16 protein-coding genes are annotated in these 18,447 nt (G+C 58.3%); 11 read left to right on the top strand and 5 right to left on the bottom strand.

The features are described from left to right. Positions 1-102: 102 nt before the first annotated feature. From BN77_RS30270 to BN77_RS30285, 5 genes are all read right to left on the bottom strand, one after another. Positions 103-1,380 (bottom strand): acyl-CoA dehydrogenase family protein, encoded by a 1,278-nt coding sequence (locus BN77_RS30270; protein WP_007539498.1) that lies wholly within the window; start codon positions 1,378-1,380, stop codon positions 103-105. A 33-nt stretch (positions 1,381-1,413) separates the two neighbouring features. After that, positions 1,414-2,832, bottom strand: a complete 1,419-nt coding sequence (locus tag BN77_RS30275; protein WP_007539500.1) for an LLM class flavin-dependent oxidoreductase — start codon at positions 2,830-2,832, stop codon at positions 1,414-1,416. 374 nt (positions 2,833-3,206) lie between these two features. Continuing rightward, the gene (locus BN77_RS33090; protein WP_040679114.1) at positions 3,207-3,464 is read right to left on the bottom strand and encodes a hypothetical protein; all 258 of its coding nucleotides are present in this window, start codon (positions 3,462-3,464) and stop codon (positions 3,207-3,209) included. 31 nt (positions 3,465-3,495) lie between these two features. Continuing rightward, positions 3,496-3,702: a sigma factor-like helix-turn-helix DNA-binding protein gene (locus tag BN77_RS36105; RefSeq protein WP_007539502.1), complete on the bottom strand. Its 207-nt coding sequence runs from the start codon at positions 3,700-3,702 to the stop codon at positions 3,496-3,498. Between the two features lie 287 nt (positions 3,703-3,989). Further along, complete coding sequence (locus BN77_RS30285) at positions 3,990-5,957, bottom strand: DNA/RNA non-specific endonuclease (RefSeq protein ID WP_007539504.1); 1,968 nt, start codon at positions 5,955-5,957, stop codon at positions 3,990-3,992. 369 nt (positions 5,958-6,326) lie between these two features. Between BN77_RS30285 and BN77_RS30290 the strand changes: the two genes are divergently transcribed. The 11 genes from BN77_RS30290 to BN77_RS30340 all read left to right on the top strand — a co-directional run bounded on the left by BN77_RS30290 (position 6,327) and on the right by BN77_RS30340 (position 18,427). Beyond that, positions 6,327-9,323 carry a Dyp-type peroxidase gene (locus tag BN77_RS30290; RefSeq protein ID WP_007539506.1) on the top strand — a complete coding sequence of 999 codons (2,997 nt, stop codon included), beginning with the start codon at positions 6,327-6,329 and terminating at the stop codon, positions 9,321-9,323. Positions 9,324-9,404: 81 nt separating this feature from the next. Then, positions 9,405-10,502, top strand: coding sequence for an endonuclease/exonuclease/phosphatase family protein (locus BN77_RS30295; protein ID WP_007539508.1), 1,098 nt, complete (start codon positions 9,405-9,407; stop codon positions 10,500-10,502). Positions 10,503-10,520: 18 nt separating this feature from the next. Then, positions 10,521-11,552, top strand: a complete 1,032-nt coding sequence (locus BN77_RS30300; protein ID WP_244426309.1) for a heparin lyase I family protein — start codon at positions 10,521-10,523, stop codon at positions 11,550-11,552. A gap of 81 nt (positions 11,553-11,633) precedes the next feature. Then, a complete protein-coding gene (locus tag BN77_RS30305) occupies positions 11,634-12,149 on the top strand; it encodes an LBP/BPI/CETP family protein (RefSeq protein WP_007539512.1) in 516 nt (171 codons plus the stop codon). A gap of 29 nt (positions 12,150-12,178) precedes the next feature. Continuing rightward, positions 12,179-12,784 (top strand): hypothetical protein, encoded by a 606-nt coding sequence (locus tag BN77_RS30310; RefSeq protein WP_007539514.1) that lies wholly within the window; start codon positions 12,179-12,181, stop codon positions 12,782-12,784. A 797-nt stretch (positions 12,785-13,581) separates the two neighbouring features. Further along, entirely contained in the window at positions 13,582-13,878 is a 297-nt protein-coding gene (locus tag BN77_RS30315; RefSeq protein WP_007539516.1) for a DUF2604 domain-containing protein, read from the top strand. After that, positions 13,871-14,488 (top strand): putative metal-binding protein, encoded by a 618-nt coding sequence (locus BN77_RS30320; protein ID WP_007539518.1) that lies wholly within the window; start codon positions 13,871-13,873, stop codon positions 14,486-14,488. The genes BN77_RS30315 and BN77_RS30320 overlap by 8 nt, the downstream gene beginning before the upstream one ends. Before the next feature lie 44 nt (positions 14,489-14,532). Continuing rightward, positions 14,533-14,973, top strand: coding sequence for a Mov34/MPN/PAD-1 family protein (locus tag BN77_RS30325; RefSeq protein ID WP_235777069.1), 441 nt, complete (start codon positions 14,533-14,535; stop codon positions 14,971-14,973). A 2-nt stretch (positions 14,974-14,975) separates the two neighbouring features. Next, entirely contained in the window at positions 14,976-16,532 is a 1,557-nt protein-coding gene (locus BN77_RS30330) for an E2 ligase fold family C protein (RefSeq protein ID WP_007539521.1), read from the top strand. A 319-nt stretch (positions 16,533-16,851) separates the two neighbouring features. Beyond that, a complete protein-coding gene (locus BN77_RS30335; RefSeq protein WP_007539523.1) occupies positions 16,852-17,187 on the top strand; it encodes a helix-turn-helix domain-containing protein in 336 nt (111 codons plus the stop codon). After that, complete coding sequence (locus BN77_RS30340) at positions 17,180-18,427, top strand: type II toxin-antitoxin system HipA family toxin (protein ID WP_007539525.1); 1,248 nt, start codon at positions 17,180-17,182, stop codon at positions 18,425-18,427. The genes BN77_RS30335 and BN77_RS30340 overlap by 8 nt, the downstream gene beginning before the upstream one ends. Positions 18,428-18,447 lie beyond the last annotated feature (20 nt).

The raw sequence follows: 18,447 nt of genomic DNA on the forward strand, positions 1-18,447 counted from the left end.
TGCGAAATTGCTGCCCGAGAGGCTCGGGAGGTGGAATGCACTTCACGCGTCCTGCAAAATATGCTTGCTGCAGGCCATGAGCGCGCATCCCCTTGACGGCGGTCAGGCCGCAGCGGAACTTTTGTCGACGTTGTCCGGGCTCTCTGCCGTTAATGCCGGTGCTTGCCCGATGCGCCACTGACCGGGCGGCGGCGTTCCATTCACCGCGAAATCACCGACAATCCGGTCTTTGTAGATCCGGGGATTGTGTGACGATATCGTTCGGGCATTACGCCAGTGACGGTCGAGGGCGGTGGACGATTTAGCTGCCGAGGCGCCCAGCGTGTCGAACAGGATTGTCGATGCCTCGAGAACAAGATTGGTCACCACGCCGAGGGCTTGTGATGTTTCCAGTTCGGCAACCGCGTTTGCGCGTTCCACCGCCTCGTCATTGCCCGCCAAATAGGCGACATGGGCGCGTTCTTGGGCCGCCGCAACCTGCAACACGATTGCAGTGGTGGCGTAGGCATTGGAGCGAATGCGGCCAACGACCTGGAGCACCTGTGGATCCTGGCTCGATCGGGGACCGGCAGCGTGCGAAAATTGGCGTATTCGCGCCGAAACCGCAGCGGCCGTCTCAATGGCGATAGCGCGGCCTATCCCGGCCAAGGTCGCCAGATGAACAGTCTGGTAGAACGCAGGGCTGTAGCCAAACTTCGTGTCGTCGACCACGACGTCAAGGGGATCTACGCTCGCCTCGGAAAATGTCGTGGTTCCGCTTGCCGTCAGCCTCTGGCCGAACCCGTCCCAGTCGTCGACAACGCGCACACCCGGGTCGTCGCGCCGGACGAGCACGGTGACGCCCTCGCCTTCCAGGCCTGTCGCGCCGACATCGATCCAATCGGCAAAAAGCGAACCGGTCGTGTAATATTTCTCGCCATTGAGCACGAGGCCATCGCCTTTGCGAGCGATATGGGTTGCAAAAGTGCCTTGTTTCGCATCGCCAATTTCCGTCCAGGCGTTGCCAGCAATCTCACCGTTAGAAATGCGCTCAGCCCAACGTCTACGGAAAGCGCTCGGAACGGTGTTGACGACGTTTTCCACAAAACCAAAGTGGCCGCGCAGTGCTTGTGTTATGTTTGAGTCGGCGGCCGAAAGTTCGATCAAGAGATTGAAGAACTCCGGCAGCGTCGCTCCAAGTCCACCTTCGCCCTCCGGCAGGCGAAGTGCACCGAAGCCCGCACGTTTTAGCGACGCGATCTGGGCATCAGGAAGGATGCGGTTGAACTCGCGAGCGACAGCCCCTTTACTGATCTCCTCGAAAAGTGGACGAAATTTCTTGGCGAAGTCCTCGTAGCGGGCGCTCGGCCCCGCTCCCCAAGCTTGATCAACCTGTGACATGATGCACCTAATGTTAAGAGGCTGTGGCAGCGATTACGCGCCAATCGTTTTCAGCTGGGGCGTCAGGGCCGCGGCTTCGCGGCGCTTAACCGCCTCGATATCCCGATACGCGTTGGCCGGATGGGTGGCTGGCAGATAGGGACCGTTGCCGAACAACTTCTCGCGAAGCGTTCCGGCGCGGTAGGCTGTCGGATAGGCGCCGCGTTTTTGAAGTTGTGGCACAACGTGCTCGACGACATCTTCGAAGCTGCCGGGCGTCACCGCATAGGCGATGTTGAAACCATCGACGCCGGTTTCAGCCACCCATTCTTGCAGAATATCGGCAATCTGTTCGCCCGAGCCAACAAAGACCGGCCCCATTCCCCCGATGCCACCGAATTTCGCTAGTTCATCGATGGTCCAGAATTTGTCACCGCCGGCAATGTGCTCGACGAAGGAATGGATCGCGTTTGTTTCAATTCGCTCGACGACATCGGTGGGCGGATACTGACCAAAATCGATCCCGCTCCAACCAGACATGAAGACGAGAGAACCGTCGTACGAAACGTACTTCTTGTAGTCCTCCAACTTGGCCTGCGCCTTTGCCTCGGTCTCATCTGTTATGATGGTGATCAGCGTGTAGATGAACACCTTCTTCGGATCGCGCCCGGCGGCCACGATACGCTCGCGGATATCGGCGACATAGCCCTGCAGGACAGATTTTGTCGGCGCCGCGACGAAGATGCATTCGGCATGGCTGGCGGCAAAAGCCTTGCCGGGACCGGAGGCACCAGCCTGATAGAGTACCGGCGTTCTCTGCGGGGAGGGCTCCGACAGCTGGTAGCCGGGAACATCGAAATATTTGCCCTTGTGCCCGATTTCATGGACCTTCCTAGGGTCTGTGAACATGCGGCGATCCCGATCCCGCACCACGGCCCCTTCTTCCCACGACCCCTCAAGCAACTTGTAGAGCACCTCTACATATTCGCTCGCGATCTCGTAGCGGTTGTCATGACGTTTCAGCCCTGCCTGGCCGATATTCTTCGCGCCGCTTTCCAAATAGGAAGTGACTATGTTCCAGCCAACCCTGCCTTTGCTGTGGTGATCGGCCGTCGCAAGTCTGCGAGCGAAGGTATAGGGATGTTCGAATGAAGTGGACGCCGTGATGCCAATGCCGAGATGCTCAGTAGCCAGCGCGATGGGCGCAGCCAGCTGCAGGGGGTCGTTGACCGGGATTTGTGCCGCCTGGTGAATGGCGTGGTAGTTGGAGCCTTTGTACACGTCATAATAGCCGATCACGTCGGCAATGAAGATGCCATCAAACACGCCGCGTTCCAGAGTGCGAGCCAAAGCCTGCCAGTATTCCAGATCCTTATAGGTCCACGATCTATCGTCCGGATGGGCCCACAAGCCAGGGGATTGGTGGCCGACGCAGTTCATATCGAAGGCGTTGAAACGGATCTGTCCAGTCATGGTATCCCTCTTCATTCGAGAGACTAAACCTAACATCGCGCCGCGATAAATATAGATTATCTATGGTTTAACTAGATTGAAGAGCGGAAAATTTTTGCGTGCCTACTAGCAGACCGTAGACAATCTCCGCCGTAATACCCGAAGCACAGAGCAGCCACGACCGCGGCTGCAAGCGGATGCACTCCGAAATGCAAGTCACGAGCAGGAAGGTGATGACCACGCCTGCTGCCAAGGAACGAATTCGCCGAAAATTCCGCCGATGAACCGTGGCTGTCTCACTCGTTGCGAACTGGCATGCGCTTCCTGCGCGCCCTAGCCGCTGTCATGGTACGTGCGGATCTTGGCCTTCCGTAATTCTAGCTTCAGGATGCTCTCTAAGGTGCATCCCTGATCGGAAACATGCCTTCGCCGTAATGGTGAAGGCGCGTGTGATGTCGTCGGCACAACCACCGCACCTTTAAAGGCTCCTCGTATTCATCATGATGGGCATCGACGGCTTCGACACCGCAGACTTCACAGGTTTGCTTCTCCAGCTCGCCCGCCTTTACCGCTCGCTGCACAGCAAGGTGAGCATCGTATTTGCCCGGATTGGCACGACGCCAATTCGCTTGGCGGGTATCGGTTTTCAGCATCGCCGCATCCTGCCTTCCTACCTGTAAGGGCCTATTGGCCGCCATATGGTTTTGTTACCCTCCTCAGTGGGGCCTCAAGACGCCGTTTGATTGCGCGTCGGTTTTTTTCCTGCTTGGCCAGGATCTGGCTGATCGTACTTTGGGAGACGCCGAATTCCTCGGCTAGGGCAGCAAGTGTCGCCCCTTCCCGCCTTTTGCGTTCAATCACAACATTCCGGCTGGCTTTCGATGCTGTCATCCTGCATCACCCCATGAAACGAACTGGCGCGTTCAGGCATACCACGGCGTAAATCGTTCTTCATTTGTTTTCCACCTCATTCCACAGGCATGTCCTGCTCCGCCGCGACTTTGCCGCAGCGGGTATCGGCACATTCGTGTGACGATCCTTCGTGTGAACAGCGAGATCTCGCCGGTACAGATGCGACATCTGGCGCAGGATCGTTTGTCTTAGAGGGGCCGAGGGCTTTGCCCTTGCTCCCTGCCCTGCTGCGTTCGCCCGCCCCTGCCATCCTTTTCCGTCAGCAATCAGATTACAACATCATTGATATCGCTGATCCAACGGGTTTGCCGGGTGGATTCCAGTGTCCCTTGTGCATCAAAGGGGCGAACCGCGGAAAAATCGAGCCCGGTCTCACCTTCAATTGCAGCGATGGTGGTCTGGATCCGGCGCTTGCGCATCTGATCGATGGTGTAGGGCTTCAGCCCGGAGAACACCTTCGCCTCATAGAGCGCCTGCACGTACTGCGTCTGACCGACGATGAAGGCGGCGGCTGCCACCTTGGTGGCGGATTTCTGAAGGACTGCGATCTTCCAGAAAGACAATGGAATTTTCCAAGGCCCACCCTTTCGGCCTTTGCCATACAGAGGATCGTCTTCCCGAAAAATCGGGCCTGTAAAAATGGTCAACCGCTTGTCCGTGCTTTGCGCTTTGTCGAGCAGGTAGTCTTCGAGATTGCCCCAGTCGATGTCGTTGTAGGTTTGGACCTGTGGGGCCGCGTTGGTGTAGTGGAAGGTATCCTCTGCCCCCAATTGCGACTCGACCAGCGCCTGGTTGACATCGTTCATGGCGCTCCAGCAGGGATCAAGCAGCCGAACCTGGTGTCCGCGGCTGAATTGCACCGGATCTTTTCCCTTGTTCTCATAGAATTCTCCGTCCGGCTGGTATTCCGGCGCGATACGCGCATCGCGCCGCCACGTGTCCTTCCCCGGACCGGGATGGACCAGCTTGTTGCCGTCGATATTGACGGCGGTCAGCAGCGGAAACTTCCGGTCTGCACGGATTACAGACGTGAAGTCGTGATAAGCAAGTTCGTGACCGGACCCATCCAGCAGCGGCGCAATCTGTTCTTGCGCGAGCCACGGTGCATATATCTCGGGAAGGTCGATCCGGGTGGTGAGAAAGAGTGGATCATAGCCGGTGACGCCGGCCCAACGCTTGAGCGCGAGAGGCTTTCGGTCCGCCTCGAGAAGAGCTTCGCCCTGGATGCCGCCTTGAGACAGGGACGGCAGCCCAAGCGAGGTATCAAGCCGGTCCAACACAAGGCCCGCCTGCGGCTGTTCAAAGCGCTGTCTTTCGAGCAGGCCAAAAATTGCACTAATGCGGACACCTTCATTGGCGATCCAGACAGTTTTGTTCTCAGGCCTTCCGGGCTTCTTCGGCTCAGGGACTGCCTTGTGGTGCAGGGCCAGGACCTGCCATTGGTCGTTCAGCACCGGGGCGCCGGATGAGCCCGGCTCCGTATCCGTCGAATAGTGGATGAAATGATCAAGGTTGACGTCGGGGGCCGCGTCCGGATCAAGAATAATGATCTGGCTTGCTCGTATAGCAATCTGTTTCGGCTCGCTGTTCGGGTGCTGGATGATCGTCACCCACTTGCCATCGATCGCCTTGCCGGAAAGCGGGATCAGCGGCAGCCGGCCATAACGGTCGATCGGTACGCCCTCATCCGACAATGGCGTGACCGCGACAAACGTGATGTCGAGCTCAGCGTTGGTGTAAAAGATCTCGTGCGGACGCAGATTGAACCTGACGCCTTCGCGAAGAACCCCATCGATATCGTGCTCATAACCGAATTCGGCTTCGCATTGGCTGGCTTCATCGGCATTGCCGAGCACATGGTGGTTGGTTAGCAAAAGTCGTGGCCCGACCAGAAACCCCGTCCCATACCAGGCTCCGCCATCGCTCGGCACCTTGATCCGGCAAACGGCAGCAGCCGCCCGTCGCCCACGATCGAGGAAGTTGATCGACATCAGGTCGCTTTGGCCGATGATCCGCTCGAAGCCGTTTGGATCGCTGCGCGGTGATTCAAGAAAACTCTTGCGAGCCGAAAAACGACTATCGGCTTCCGCGCGAGCCCGCCTCAGGTCGCGCTCTTCGGCCGGGACGTAATTGAATTCCGCAAGCGCAACCTTTTCTACCTCGACGGAAAGCGCGGCCGATTGGGTGGCGACGATATCGTTTTGGCCAACTGCCGCTTCCGGGTCTTTCTCCATGCTGATCTCCGATCTGGACGAAGTGGGTGTGATGCGGGTTTCGACGTTCGCTTTTTGGGGTGACGAAAAGGCAGCGGAGAGCACATTGTACTTCGCGTAAGGAATTGAACCGCGTTCACGTTAAGCGCGAAACCGGTTTTGTAGTAGTGTCTTGTTCAGTACGCCGCCAATTTACTTCGCTAAAGTTGACAGCTTTATGAAAAGACGATCGCTCCAAGCATTTCCGATGGATTTTGCTTGAAGACCCACGAATAAAATGAAACAGGTATTGCACGCCTGACGCGAGAGGTCGTCATCAGCCTCGTGGGGGAATCGGCGGGACCTTGCAGCAGTGGGTAGCTTGCATTCTTCGTGAGCTAGGGGGCAAACATGACGCAATCGCTTGTGACGAGTGCAATCCCGTTCAAATTCGACAGAGCCGATCGCGTCGATGCAAAGCTCAAGCAGTTCCGCCCTGAGCTGTTCGGCAAAGATGGGCTAATCCGCGTCGCCCTGCGAGACCAGGGCGTCCATTTCATGTCGATCACCGTGGTTCGCGGCGATGTCGGAGAGCCTACGTATCTGGTATTCGAAATGTCGGTCGACGGCGAGCCGCAACATGCCTTCGACACGGTCGGCACCAAGCTGGCATCGTTCGTCAGCGAAATCCTGTCGGTTGCCGAAATAAAAGCGGCAAGTACCCTCAGTCGTCTTCTCACGTCCCACCACATTCGCACCGGGCAAGGTCTGTTCGATGTCCCAGGTCTCGACTTCTGTGGCACGCCAGGCATGACCGTGACACGGATCAAGCGAGAGTATGCGCTTGCCCGCGAACTCCGTTCCTATTTCGATACCAACCCTGCCGCAGGGGCACCGCTGGACACCGTTTTGCGCGTGCGGGATTTCGTCAAAGCCGATGCCGACCTGGCTCCGCTGCTGGACCCCGAGCCATTTCCGCGCCTCACCGCTGAAGAGGCCCCCGGCCTTGATTTCGGCTTCATCCTATCTCTGGCTTTTCAAGGGCTCATCAAGTTCTTCTGGCCGGTTCTTTTTCTGCTCGGCCTTCTCGTTGTTACCGCGACAATTGCGGCAGGGCTTTCGCAAGGCTTCGCGGTCGGCGTGATCGCCTTCATCGTTTCAACGATTGTCGCAGCCGTCGCAATTCTTGCGATCGTCGCGAATGTCTACCTCGGCCTGCGGCGGCTCGAATCGGCCAACACGCCGGTCGACACCTTGGTCGATCCTGATGTGATGGCGTCGCTGACGGAAGCTGAAAATCTCAAGGACACGCAGCAAAACCATCTTGCCGGCATTTCGGTCATGCAGGCCGGAGCGTTGCGGGGCCTGACGCTAAGAATAGCGTTCTGGGTGATCGGGCAGATGGCAACAAAACGATTCCGTCCCGGGTTTCTTGGCGATATCAGCACGATCCACTATGCCCGTTGGCTGCGATTGCCGAAAACCAACAAACTTCTGTTTTTCTCGAATTACGGCGGCAGTTGGGAAAGCTATCTGGAGGACTTCATCACGAGGGCGTCGAACGGCCTGACCGCCGTCTGGAGCAATACAGTCGGTTTTCCACGTACTGAAAACCTGTTCTTCAAGGGCGCAACTGATGGCGACCGGTTCAAACGCTGGGCGCGCAGGCAACAGCAGCCGACATGGTTCTGGTACAGCGCCTATCCACATCTGACGACGGCGCGCATCCGCACCAACGCCGCGATCCGCCAAGGGCTTGGGACGGTGTCGACGGAAGATGAGGCGGCGGCGTGGCTGGGGCTGTTCGGCTCGAAGGTAAGGCCGGCGACGTTGATTGAAACCTTCGAGGTCCAGACGCTGCTATACGGCGGCTTGAGCAAACACCCTTATGCGAGATGTCTTGCGATCAAATTTTCCGACGACCCCAAACAGGCATGCGCCTGGCTGAAATCGATCGAGGACCAGATCACCTTCGGAGATCAACCCCCGGCCGACAAGGTGTTGATTTTCGCGCTGACGGCGGATGGCTTGAAGCGCTTGGGCCTGCCTTCCGATGTCGGGGACTCCTTCCCGACCGCATTCCGCTTGGGGATGGGCTCGCCCGGCCGGGCCAACCTGCTTGCCGATACCGGCGATGACAAAGCCGGCACATGGCTGTGGGGCGGGCCGGAAAAAGCAATCGACGCGACGCTGCTGCTTTACGCAGATTCACAAACCACTCTTGTCTCATATGCCAGCGAGTTGAGCTCGGGCATCGATGCCGCCGGAGGAAAGGTGCTGCATCAGGTGACACCGACACCGTTGCCCCAGCCGAGACCGGGCGAAACGGCAGCGCAAATCGTCAGAGAGCCATTCGGCTTCGCCGACGGCATATCACAACCGATCATAAAGGGTACGCGGCGCTGGATGCGCCAGTCGGACGCCATTCATGCCGTTGAGCCGGGAGAATTCTTGCTTGGTTATCCCGACACGCGCGGCTTCTTCCCGCCATCACCGCAGGTGCCGGCCGCGATGGACCACGACAATCTTTTGCCGCTCGCCGATCCGAAGCACTCCCGCGGCACTTATCAGCCGGATTTCGAAATGAGCAGCGCGACTGCCGCCCGTGACCTCGGACGAAACGGCACGTTCCTGGTGATCCGTCAGCTCGCACAGTATGTCGATGTCTTCAACGATTACGTGAATGATGCGGCCGCCCGCTATGCCGGCCATCCGGCAATCCCGGATCAGCTCGAACCGCAGCTGTTGCCGGAATGGATCGGTGCGAAGATGGTCGGTCGCTGGAAGGACGGTTCCTCGCTGGTGCGGTATCCGAATGGTCCGGCAACGGGGAAACAGCATGGCGAAACGTTTCGCCCTGACAACGATTTCCTTCCTGGGGCCGAGGATCCACTCGGCGCGCGTTGTCCCTTGGGGGCCCACATTCGCCGATCCAATCCACGCGACAGTCTGGCGCCGGGCTCAAAGGATGAGCTTTCGATCGTCAATCGTCATCGCATCCTGCGCGTTGGACGAGGCTTCGACGCAGTTGGCGGTAGCGATCCGGAGGAGCAAAAGCCCGGTCTCCTTTTCATGTGCCTCAACGCCGACATCGAACGTCAATTCGAATTCGTTCAGCAGACCTGGGCCACAGCCTGGCAGTTCCACGGATTGGAAAACGAAGTCGATCCGATCACCGGTCGTGGGGGCGGCATGGGGCGGCTGACGATCCCATCGGCGCGCGGCCCGCTGAACCTGACGGGGATAAAGGATTTCGTGCGGATGCGCGGTGGGGCTTACCTGTTCATGCCGAGCAGAAGTGCCGTTCGGTTCCTCGCCCGCATTGAGCAAGGACCCGACGCTGAAATGCCGCCCCCGCGCGAAGACAAGCTCAATGAAGAACGGTCGTTGCTGAGCACGAAAGACTGAGGGCAAAGCGTCCGACGACGTGCACCTTGCAGATGTGGATGGCGACATGCCGCGTGAATGACCAAGATCTCGGAGGGAAAAATGCTGGGACGTTTGATATGTGTAGCGCTTTTCGGAATGGCCGCGCCGATCCAGGCCGTGGCGGCGGATTTCACACTCGGCAACTGGAACATTCAAACGCTGGTCTACCCCGGCGACCCCAAGACCGTTTTCCCCGATGACCATATCCGCACCCAGCAGGACTACGCCGACCTCAGACACTGGCGTGACGCGGTATCTGCAGATGTCCTGTTTCTACAAGAGGTCACAAGCCCTTCTGCGCTGGACGCGGTTTTTCCCGTGGCCGAGGGTTGGGAGCATTGCATCAGCGGCCAATTTGCGGAGGCCGAGGGCCAGAATATCGCTCCAGTTTGTACCAAGAATGGCATGACCGCTGTCAAGCAGACGACTGCGACGCGCGTGCAATACCCGGCAGTGGCCATTCGCCCGAACTCACAGCTGAAGATCATTTCTGCGGCGGACTATAAGCCGCTCGACGTCACCTTCGACGACAATGGAACGATCCGCCGGATCCGATGGGGCCTGGACATCACGATCCGGTCGCCGGGCGGGTCGACGTTGCGGGTGCTTGATGTTCATCTCAAGAGTGGCTGCTTCGACGACTTTATCAGTTTCAAACTCTGGAACATCGATCCGGCAACCGGGCAGCCAGCCAGCCGGGCATGCGATACCCTGGGACAACAGATGTATCCGCTTCGCAAATGGATCGAGGCGCGCGAAACCGCGGGCGAAGCGTGGATGATCGTCGGTGACTTCAATCGCCGCCTCGACGCGCAGCCGGGTGCGATCCCCGATGAAGTTTGGATTGCACTGAGCGGCTATAGCGCCGACAAGACCGGTCACGACAGGGATCCGCGGTCGGATGTTCAACTCTTCCGGCAGCCCTATGAAAACATGTCGACATGTTGGCGCGAATTCCGCCAGCCGAACCCATCCGGCATCGCCAACCCCGACGACTATAACATTCTTCCCATCGAGTTCTTCCTCTACGGCACCCGGGCCGCAGCCATGATCGTGCCGGAATCGGAAAAGCAATTTCCCTGGCCCAACCCGACGCCGGGCGACAAGGTGCGCCTCTCCGATCACTGCCCCAGCAGTCTAGCCATCAAGATGAACTAGGAGGACCGGCCATTGAAAATGCAACTGAGTTATGCGCTGGCCGTCATGCTGATTGCGGGCGCTCCGAATGCGAATGCGGCGTCGCCGACCGTCCGAGACGAGTTCGATGCCACGAGCGTGTCCGACAACTGGTTTTCATGCGGTCGGGACGAAAACAGGTTCTCCTTCGGCAAAATCCCGGATGAGGCAAGGTCAGCGGCAACACAGATCGTCAGGGCGCTGCCGCAAAATAATGTGCTGGCCTTTGCCTGGCATCCCAAAGGATGCGCGCGTGAAGACGGCACCTACGATCGCGATGGCAGCGAACGCTCGGAACTGTGGGAAGCGGAGAAGGTTCTGGCGCCGATGGGCACCGACATTTGGTACCGTTTCGACATGTTCGTCGATGCAAGCATCACGCCGACCACAGGACGATTTGTGATCGGACAATGGAAACAAACAAACTCCCCGCAAGACGCTCCTATCCTTGCCCAGCGTTTCAACGGCCGAGCTTTCACCGTCTCCATAGAACAGGATAACGCCGATCCGAACCGTGACCCGAAGAACGTCCTTTGCCGCGTTTTCATCGCCTCGCAGGAGACCGCCCCGGTCGAACCCGGATTTGGCAACGCACATACGCTCGTCAAGCCGGCGCAACTCCTCTCGTTGATGAAAAACCAGATGCTATCCGTCGGGCATGACGCCGAGGATCTCGCCCATGGAGCAGCCCCGTTGTCGCTACCAGGCCTGACCGGATGTGCGCAAGGATTGTCGGTCACTCGCTATAATTCGCTACCCGATCCGTTCGGGAAATGGACGACGATGGTTTATCACCTGCGTCTGGTCTCCGACAAAACAGGTCTGATTGAAATCTGGGCTGACGGGAAAAAGATCTCCAAAACCGAGGGCGTTATCGGCTTTAAGCCCTTTCTCGCGAAGGAGCGCGAATATTTCAAATTCGGCTCATATCGCAACCACGCCGAGTTCGAAACGGTGACGCGCCTCGATCACTTCATCCGCAGCGAGCGGAAAGCGGATGTCGATCCAGACGGTACGCTCGCGCCGCCCTGACCGACGACGAACTGGCGCAGGGCCGTGGGCCATGCGCCAAGAGGAAAAGCATATCCACGGATCGATGGAAGGAGAGTTAGCATGAACCAGCGGGGGCTGACGGCCATGGCCACACCGAACAAACCTGTATCCCCTGGACCATCCGGACTCTGGCGAGTTTTTCTCGTCACTTCCGTGTTGCTGGCCCTATCGTCGTCTGCGGAGGCCGGAAACGCCCTCGAGAATGCGATAGAGAAAGCCCAGCCTTGCCAGTCGCTAAAGGTAAAGACTGGGCTGTTCAGCATCGGTGTGGACAAATTCGAGAAAGTCGAAATCGAAGAATTCGCCGTCGACGTGAAAGGGGATCTTGCGACAGCAAGAGCCATAGGTTCACTGACTTGCCGCACATCGGACGCTGCGGCCCTGAAAGGTAACGTCTCGGCCCGACTTAGTTTCGACGCGGAAATGAACCTCACCACCTGCGTGGTGAGCCGCCGAGACATCAAGCTTCTTTCCGCTGGTGGGACATTCGGCGACGTCGTGAAGGCGCTTGGCGAGCAGATTTCTCAATCACTTGGCGATGGCCTGTCCAACGAGGCCAAGAAATTGTGCGAGTAGCACGTGCGACAGCAAGAGGGGAACGGTAAATGAGCGAAACATCTGCGGGAGATGCCGGAACGTTCCTAAAGGATCCAGTCGTCCGGCTTGCCCTCATTACTCTGGCGGGTCTTGTTCTAGCCCTATGGATCGCACGCGCGCCCACGAGCTATACCGGCAAGCTCCCGTTGATCGGCGACTATATTCCTCTCAAACTGAATGCCGTGTACTTCATTGTTTTTGGTCCGATTGTTGCCTCTTTCGTCGCGGCGGTTTTGTGGTTTCAAGCGGCCCGTGCCGAGCGACCGCCCTCCAAAAATCTGACCTCGGACAAAGGCGATCGTGATGCGATCGCGCTGCTGATCATCTTTGCGCTTATCGTTATCGCGTCCGCTGCCCTGTCGCTGCAATATTTCCTCACATTGGCGCCGGCGGAGCTTTGCCCCTCACGGCCCCACTACGACTTCCTCTGGACGAACGTCCCCGGACCAACGCGCATCACCCACTGCATGAGCGACACGCAGGCAATAAACTTGGAATCGCCTTATTATTTTGAGCCGCAAATCCTCCAGTCGTGGGGACATGTTCTTTGGCCAGTTCTAATAACGGCTCTCCTCATCGGAACATGGCGTTCATGGCGCAAGACAGCTCGTTGATGAACGGATTCCGCGATCTGGCTGTCGTCCCATGTGTGGGAAGTTCCCAAGAGCGTTCATTGCTTTGATCATAGGCAGAGAACTGGGTCACCAGCTGCGGCGGTCGACCTCGAAAAAGTGGTCTGGAAAGTCCGCCTACGGAGATTGGCACGCACGACGGCGGCTACGTAGCAGATGCCTGCTGACTTTCGCTCGTGAGTCCGAGAGTCTCGAAAAGAGCCCGCAAGTCTGGGTCACTGACTGCCCATCGGTTCGGATCGTGTCGTCGCCTAATGCAGGCCACTGCATATCTTTCCCACTGCATATCGAATGCCAGAACCGTTCTAGTATGCAGACAAGTAGATATCAAGTGATGTGCATAACTGGAGCGCCGTGACCCGTGGGCACGCCATCGATCCGCCGGGCACTCGATGTGCAGATCGAGCTACATTGACTGAGCTCGACCGCGACAGGCCACCGCAAAATCGCGAAAATCATGGGCGGAACGTCATCGACCCCGTCGCCCGCACACTCACCATTCTGCCCCTCCGACAGGTGACTGCGCCAGCATGTGAAGAAAAGGCCAATACTTTCTCAATTCTCTAATCGATTAGAGTTGTAATGAGCAGTTTTTCCCGTTTACTTGCTGCTCAACTACTGCGTAAAAGAAATTCAGCACCGATTCGGTAGCTTATCCCCTGCCTTTGACGTACTCGCGGTTCGTGGCGCCGACTGGACGATCAAAAGAATGCCAGCCCGCTTACCGGCGGCCGGCAGTAGTACCTTGGGGCCGGTTGGCAAGCCACAGGAGTATGTCAATGTCGAAGAATTCGGGTCAGGGGAATAATCACGGCGGCGGCCCCGGGAAGATCGATATCACGGTCGTGGTGAACGGCCAGCCCACTGAGGTCGAAGCCAATCCCAACCAGCCGCTTCACGTCGTTCGCACCAAATCCCTTGAGCAAACGCAGAATCTGGCTCAGCCTGCCGAGAACTGGGAGTTCAAGGACGAAGCTGGCACCTTGCTCGACGCCGACAAGAAAATTGGCGATTTCGGCCTAGCCAACACTGTAACTCTGTTCCTTAGCCTGAAGGCGGGTGTCGCAGGTGCCTGAACTCCAAACTGTGGACCCGGAGGTCTCCCGAGTAAAGTTTGATCGGGAGGTCGCCCGGTTCCGGGCATATGCGGATGCCTATTGGACACAAGGCTGCTTCCTGGTCGAGGCGAGCTTCCCGAGCGCTTTCTTCATATTCGCAAGCCCTAAGGTAAAGCCGCGCGCTATCTGCGCGGCCACCAACATCGACTTTACCAACTACGATCTCAGACCACCGTCCGTGGTCTTCGTCGATCCGTTCACTCGCCAGCCGGTTGCCCGGAAGGATCTTCAACTGAATATGCTGAGGCGTCCGCCACTGCCCGGAACCCCGCCGGAAATGATTGCAAATCTCATTCAGCAAAACGCGGTACAGTTGACGGACTTTATTCAAGCGAACAGTCTCCAGGACCCCCCATTCCTGTGCATGGCGGGAGTCCGGGAATACCACGATAATCCAGCGCACTCAGGTGACCCATGGCTTCTTCATCGGGGTTCTGGCGAAGGCTGTTTGGCCTTCATCCTGGACAAAATCATCAAGTACGGAATCAAACCGATAGACCAGTTGCAGATTCAACTCCAGCCGATAGTCGTGGGAATGTTGGTGTCGCCTCAGGCAATTCCAGAATGACCGGGTTAGCGGACGTCAGAACCGTCGCCCTCTCTCGAGACTGTGTGTCTACTGTACAGGCGCATCTGCGGTCGGTTGGACAGCAGGGCCATGAAGGGATGGCGCTCTGGGTCGGCGTCCGGCAAGACCAGCATTTTGTCGTGTCGGAGACAGTAATCCCGGCGCAGCGCCACATCCGAACAAGCGATGGCGTCTGTGTGATGGTCCCTGCCGAAGAACTGCACCGCCTCAATGTCTGGCTCTACAAACGGGGTCTGACGCTTCTGGCGCAGATCCACAGTCATCCGGGCCGCGCCTATCACTCGACGACCGATGATGCCTACGCAGTCGCTACCACGGTTGGGTGTCTGTCGCTGGTCGTGCCGAATTTTGCGCGCGAGCCTTTCGACCTTGCTCGCGTTGCCGCCTATCGACTCGACGCGAAGGCGAACTGGAACGAGCTGCCGTCGGCGGTACTGACGCGCATGATTTCGATAACGAGTTAACGATGGCCCTTGCTAATTTCATCGATCGCGCCGCGACGGCGGCATCTCAGGTGCTGGCCGATTTTCATCTGGCCGACTTCAAAGCGGCTCTTGAAAAGCAGGTCGTGGCCATCGCCTTCGACGAGCAGGCCGCTTCGTGTGCCGAAGGCCAGGCGACGCTGGACCTTGCGGTGAGGTTGCTCGCCAGACTGTATCCGGTTCTGGCAATAGTTCCCTTGGACAGTTCGGCGAACTCCCAAGCCAAAGCGCTGGAGCGTCTGGCAAAGTCGATCAATCCAAAAGTTGGCATCCGGCGTTCCGGCAAGTCCGCCACGGTCTGCTTGGTTGCAGGCACGACGCGCCCATCGCTGCAATGCACCACCTTTTTCATGGGGTCGGACGGTTGGACGGCAAAACTATCGCGTCACGACCCGGTGGGCTCTGGCTCGAGCTTGCTGCCTTATGGAGCTGGCGCCGCGAGCTGCTTCGGCGCCGCCAACGTCTTTCGAACCATCTTCGCCGCTCAGCTGACCGGCGCCGAGCTCGACGAGAATATCGAACTCTCGTTATACAGCTACAACAAGACCAAAGCCGGCGATGGCCCGCTTGATCTTTCTGTCGACCTTGGTGAAGCGCACCTCGTCGGGTTGGGCGCCATTGGCCATGGCTCGCTTTGGGCCCTGGCGAGACAATCCGGCCTCGCGGGTCGCTTGCATATCATCGATCACGAAGCGGTCGAACTCTCAAACCTGCAGCGCTACGTCCTGGCAGGCCAAGCGGAGATCGGCATGTCCAAGGCGGAGCTTGCAACCACCACCCTCCGATCGACCGCTCTCAAGGTCGAGGCGCACCCGCTGAAGTGGGCAGAATATATTGCGCGCCGGGGCAACTGGGTTTTCGACCGAGTGGGTGTGGCGCTTGACACAGCCGCCGACCGTCTTGCTGTCCAAGGTGCTCTGCCCCGTTGGATCGCGAATGCCTGGACGCAGGAATATGATCTCGGCATCTCGCGGCATGGTTTCGACGATGGCAAGGCATGCCTTTGTTGCATGTACATGCCATCCGGAAAATCCAAGGACGAGCACCATCTGATTGCCGAGGAATTCGGAATATCGGAAGCACACGAGGAGGTGAAGACGCTCCTACAGACTAATGCCGGAGTGCCAACCGACTTCGTTGTTCGGGTAGCTACGGCGATGGCTGTGCCTTTTGAATCGCTGGCCCCGTTTGTTGGCCAGCCGCTGCGGTCTTTTTATCAACAGGCGATCTGCGGCGGTCTCGTATTCCAGCTCAGCAATGGAAGTCGTCAGGTTCGAACCGTGGTTCCCATGGCCTTTCAGTCAGCGCTCGCCGGGATCATGCTTGCCGCGGAGCTGTTCAAACACAGTGCCGGTTTCCCGATGAGTCCAACGACAAGCACTCGCATAAATCTACTGCGCCCCCTCGGATCTCACTTGCATGACCCGAAAGCCAAAGACTCGAGCGGCCGCTGTGTCTGTTGCGACGGGGATTTCATCTCGGCTTATAGGCGCAAATACGGCAACAGCCTTGAACCGCTAAGCAACATATCCAGTGGCTAGACAAAGGTGGACATTTCCGTTGCCGCGGACGGTGTGTCGGCCAGCGTCGACCTTCACTCTCAAAGCCTAAAGTATGTCGCGCAAAAGTGTGCAGCGGTTTTGTGGCAACGACATGCATAAGAAAAGCGTAGGGAGCGAATCTGAATGATCGCGACGCGCTTTGCCACAGAGTCAACCTGTTACGCATCGCGGCGAACTGGCGTGCGGCGGCGATGATCGCGGAAATCGGGGACGTCTGATAAACAAGATCTCGTCTCACTATGGATTTTTGTAATCTTCGTGCTACATATCCTTCCATTATGTAGTGCGAAGGTCTCAAATGCCTACACCACACAACCCTCCTGCCGCTGTGCGGCGAGCCTTGCGCAAGCTCGGCTCGGATATTCACGATGCTCGTCGGCGCCGTCGGCTACCGATGGCGGTCGTAGCCGAACGCGCCTTCACGTCCCGCTCGACCTTGCAGAAAATCGAAGCCGGCGACACCAACGTCAGCATTGGCATCTATGCTGGCGTTCTTCAGGCGCTCGGATTGCTCGACGGGCTGAGCCAAATCGCCGACATAAGCAACGACAGGGTCGGGCAAGCACTGGCCATCGCCGAATTGCCAAAGCGTGCGCATCTCAAGCGGCCCGCCGGATCATCACGTAATGGCTGATTTTGAGGTACATATCGATCTGAACGGCCGCACGCGCCCGATCGGACTGGCAAGGAGCAATCGCGTCCGAGGCACGGAGACGATCCTCTTCGAGTACGGCAGTCAATGGCTCGAGGATCCCGATCGTTTTTCACTCGAGCCAGCCCTTGCCCTAACCCGGGGCGCCTTTGCCCCGCCGGCCGGGCTTGCCACCTTCGGTTCGATCGGCGACTCCGCACCTGACACCTGGGGCCGCCGCCTCATGCGGCGTGCAGAACGTCGCCTTGCCGACCGCGAGGACCGTGCTGTGCGGACCCTTGCGGAGAGCGATTTCCTGCTCGGTGTTGCGGACGAAACGCGGCTTGGGGCGCTCCGCTTCCGCTGGGTCGGCGAGGAGATGTTCCAGGCACCGATCCGCGCCGGCGTGCCCGCCCTGATCGAGCTCGGCAGGCTCCTCCAGATCACGGAGCGTATTTTCCGCGATGAGGAGACTGACGAAGACCTCCAGCTCATTTTCGCGCCCGGCTCCTCTCTTGGTGGGGCTCGACCAAAGGCGTCGGTTATCGACCATCATGGACACCTCGCCATCGCCAAGTTCCCGAAGGAAACTGACGATTACAGCATGGAGACCTGGGAGGAGGTGGCGCTGAGATTAGCTGGCCAAGCCGGCATCACTACCCCACAGCACGAACTCATCGAAGTCGCCGGTAAAGCAGTCATGTTGTCACGGCGTTTCGATCGCGAGGGCGAAACCCGCATCCCGTTCCTGTCGGCGATGGCGATGATGGGCGCCAGAGACGGCGAGCGCGGCAGTTATCCGGAGATCGTCGATGCACTCGCGCAATATGGAGCACAGGGAAAGACGGACGCACACTCCCTCTATCGGCGTGTCGTCTTCAACGTGTTGATCTCCAACGTCGATGACCACCTCCGCAATCACGGCTTCCTGTGGCTCGGAAAAGCTGGATGGTCGTTGTCACCGGTTTACGACCTCAATCCAGTCCCGACCGATGTCAAGCCGCGCGTGCTGACAACCAACATAGACCTCGACGAAGGCACCTGTTCGCTCGATCTGTTGGAGGCGGCTTCGGAGTTTTTTGCGCTCACCTTGGCGCAGGCGCGCACGGTCATCAAAGAGGTGGCGACGGTGACGGCGACCTGGCGCGATATCGCCAAAGCGGTTGGCGCCCGGACGGCCGAGATCAATCGCATGGCCAGCGCGTTCGAGCATGACGATCTCAAGCGGGCTTTGACGTTGTGAAGGCCACAACGTTGATCCGC

It is taken from the genome of Rhizobium mesoamericanum STM3625 (assembly GCF_000312665.1).
Classification (GTDB): domain Bacteria; phylum Pseudomonadota; class Alphaproteobacteria; order Rhizobiales; family Rhizobiaceae; genus Rhizobium; species Rhizobium mesoamericanum.

Excerpts from the sequence above, each read along its gene's own strand:
- BN77_RS30270 (WP_007539498.1), bottom strand. The coding sequence starts at position 1,380 with ATGTCACAGGTTGATCAAGCTTGGGGAGCGGGGCCGAGCGCCCGCTAC.
- BN77_RS30275 (WP_007539500.1), bottom strand. The coding sequence starts at position 2,832 with ATGACTGGACAGATCCGTTTCAACGCCTTCGATATGAACTGCGTCGGC.
- BN77_RS33090 (WP_040679114.1), bottom strand. The coding sequence starts at position 3,464 with ATGCTGAAAACCGATACCCGCCAAGCGAATTGGCGTCGTGCCAATCCG.
- BN77_RS36105 (WP_007539502.1), bottom strand. The coding sequence starts at position 3,702 with ATGACAGCATCGAAAGCCAGCCGGAATGTTGTGATTGAACGCAAAAGG.
- BN77_RS30285 (WP_007539504.1), bottom strand. The coding sequence starts at position 5,957 with ATGGAGAAAGACCCGGAAGCGGCAGTTGGCCAAAACGATATCGTCGCC.
- BN77_RS30290 (WP_007539506.1), top strand. The coding sequence starts at position 6,327 with ATGACGCAATCGCTTGTGACGAGTGCAATCCCGTTCAAATTCGACAGA.
- BN77_RS30295 (WP_007539508.1), top strand. The coding sequence starts at position 9,405 with ATGCTGGGACGTTTGATATGTGTAGCGCTTTTCGGAATGGCCGCGCCG.
- BN77_RS30300 (WP_244426309.1), top strand. The coding sequence starts at position 10,521 with ATGCAACTGAGTTATGCGCTGGCCGTCATGCTGATTGCGGGCGCTCCG.
- BN77_RS30305 (WP_007539512.1), top strand. The coding sequence starts at position 11,634 with ATGAACCAGCGGGGGCTGACGGCCATGGCCACACCGAACAAACCTGTA.
- BN77_RS30310 (WP_007539514.1), top strand. The coding sequence starts at position 12,179 with ATGAGCGAAACATCTGCGGGAGATGCCGGAACGTTCCTAAAGGATCCA.
- BN77_RS30315 (WP_007539516.1), top strand. The coding sequence starts at position 13,582 with ATGTCGAAGAATTCGGGTCAGGGGAATAATCACGGCGGCGGCCCCGGG.
- BN77_RS30330 (WP_007539521.1), top strand. The coding sequence starts at position 14,976 with ATGGCCCTTGCTAATTTCATCGATCGCGCCGCGACGGCGGCATCTCAG.
- BN77_RS30335 (WP_007539523.1), top strand. The coding sequence starts at position 16,852 with ATGCCTACACCACACAACCCTCCTGCCGCTGTGCGGCGAGCCTTGCGC.
- BN77_RS30340 (WP_007539525.1), top strand. The coding sequence starts at position 17,180 with ATGGCTGATTTTGAGGTACATATCGATCTGAACGGCCGCACGCGCCCG.